A 2,244-nucleotide genomic window follows, 5' to 3' on the forward strand; every position below is an offset into this window, starting at 1 on the left:
GATCTATCTCGGCATCATCCCGCCGACCTCGATCGGTTCCGAGTTCGTCGGCGGCAGCCTCGGCGTTGACGGCCAGCCGGTGGTGGTGTCCGATCAGTTGACGCGCAACATCGGCGTCGGGCTCGGCCTGCTGTTCATCGCCGCCGGCTTCTGGGCCGCGCATCGATGGGTGGCAACCGCCCGCATCCGGTCGGCGTCCTGGGCGGCCTGGGGCGTGATCGCGCCGTTGGTCGTGCTCACGGCGCTATGGTTCACATTCGGTAATCTCGACCGCGACTTCCTCTACGCTGCGGTCGCGGTCCTTCTGGTCGTGGCCTTCGCCGCCGGCGGTGAATGGATCGCGCGCGCCGAGGAGCCGCCGCTCAAGGGAGACGTCGCCGTCTCCTTCGCGCTCGGCGGCGCGGCGATCGCCGCCCTGTTGATGCTGCACATGGCCTTCGGCTCCGGCTGGACCACCGTGCTTGTCGGCGCCGCGGCCGTCGTACCGGCGCTGGCGACCCGCTGGCGGTCCTATCCGGTGCTCGGCTGGATTTCGGTTGGCGCCGTCGTCGCCACGCTTGGCCGCGTCGCCTACGACCCGACCATCGTCGGCGCTGCATCGCTGTCGACGACGCCTGTCTTCAACTGGCTGCTGCCGGGCTACGGCGTGCCGGCGCTGGCCTTCGGCTTCGCCGCCTGGCAGCTCGCCCGCACCACAAACGGCCGGCCGCGCCTGGCGATGGAAGCGGGGGCAACGCTCTTCGCGCTGCTCACGCTCGCCATATTGGTGCGCCACGCCATGCATGGCGGTGTGCTGGACACCGGCACGGTCACGCTCGCCGAACAGGCGATCTACACGCTGATCGCCATTGGCGCCGGCGCCATCCTGGTCGCCATCGACAGGCGCTCGCCAAGCTCGGTGCTGCGCTACGGCTCGATGGCCGTCGGCGTGCTCTCCGTCGCCTTCGTCGCCGTCCGGCATTTCGTGGTGCTGAACCCGCTGTTCACCGACGAATCGACAGGGACGGTCCCGGTGTTCAACCTCCTGTTCCTCGCCTATCTCCTGCCGGCGGTCGCCACCGGCGCGCTGGCGCTCTACGTCCGCGACAAGCGCCCCCGCTGGTATGCGCAGATGCTGGCGCTGGTCGCCTCGCTGCTCGCCTTCGCCTACGCGACACTGTCGGTCAGGCGGCTGTTCAAGGGCGAGTTCATCGGGTTGTGGAGCGGGCTCGGCCAGGTGGAGACCTACACCTATTCGGCGCTCTGGCTGGCCATCGGTGTCGCGCTGCTGACCGCCGGAGTGTGGCTGAAGTCGCAGGTGCTGCGCGTCGCCTCGGCAGCGCTGATCGCGATCGCCGTGCTGAAGGTCTTCCTGTTCGACATGTCGGAGCTGGAAGGCGTGCTCAGGGCGCTGTCCTTTATCGGCCTCGGCGCCGTGCTGATCGGCATCGGCCTCTTCTACCAGCGGCTGCTGACGCGCGCGGCGAATGAGAAGGCGGAACAAGCAGAAACGATCGGCTAGCCGGGAATAAATCCGCACCCACCAGCGTTCATTCCATTGCTTGGGTGACCGGAGCGGTGGACCGCTTCGCGCTGGCTGCTTGCGCCGCGCCGGAAAGGCGCGTTCAATCTGGATGGGAAACGACCTCGAAAACCAGCGGTCATGGACGAAAAGAAGGCAGCGATCCTCGGCGAAATTCCGCGTTTGCGCCGCTACGCGCGCTCGCTGCTGCGCGACCGCGATTCCGCCGACGACCTCGTCCAGGACTGCCTCGAGCGGGCGCTGGTGAGGCTTGACAACTGGCAGACGGGAGAAAGCCCCAGGAGGTGGCTGTTTACGATCATGCATCATCTGTTCATCGACCAGATGCGCAAGGTGAACCGGCGCGGCGAGGCGGCGATGCTGCCGCTAGAGGCCGGTGAGGCGCAGGCCGCTCCCGCCGATCAGGTTGGGAGCATCGCCTCGCGCGAGATCATGGATGCCTTGCAGGCGATCAGCCCCGATCGCCGCGCAGCCCTGGTCATGGTGGCGATCGAAGGGTTTTCCTATGCCGAGGCGGCCAATATCCTCGGCGTGCCTGCCGGCACGCTGATGTCGCGCATCGCGCGCGGGCGCGAGGAACTGCGTGGCCTGCTGGATGACACGGCGCGCCGCCGCTCGATAAGGATCGTCGAGAAATGACCCGGCGCGATTTCTCCGAACGCGACATCCACATGGCCCTTGACGGCGAGCTGCCGGGCGAGGAGCGCATGGCCTATGAGGCC

The 2,244-nt window shown here is 67.7% G+C and carries 2 protein-coding genes and 1 pseudogene; all 3 read left to right on the top strand.

Annotated features, from left to right (window positions below; all coding sequences use genetic code 11):
- On the top strand, window positions 1–1,501 hold a 1,501-nt coding region (locus tag EN745_RS33810; protein WP_145992302.1), incomplete at its 5' end, for a DUF2339 domain-containing protein.
- 141 nt (window positions 1,502–1,642) lie between these two features.
- Window positions 1,643–2,161, top strand: coding sequence for a sigma-70 family RNA polymerase sigma factor (locus EN745_RS33815; protein WP_126055709.1), 519 nt, complete (start codon window positions 1,643–1,645; stop codon window positions 2,159–2,161).
- Window positions 2,158–2,244 (top strand): annotated as a pseudogene (locus EN745_RS37375) (anti-sigma factor); the annotation flags it as partial. The gene EN745_RS33815 and the pseudogene EN745_RS37375, both read left to right, overlap by 4 nt.

Source organism: Mesorhizobium sp. M4A.F.Ca.ET.022.05.2.1, assembly GCF_003998845.1.
Taxonomy (GTDB): domain Bacteria; phylum Pseudomonadota; class Alphaproteobacteria; order Rhizobiales; family Rhizobiaceae; genus Mesorhizobium.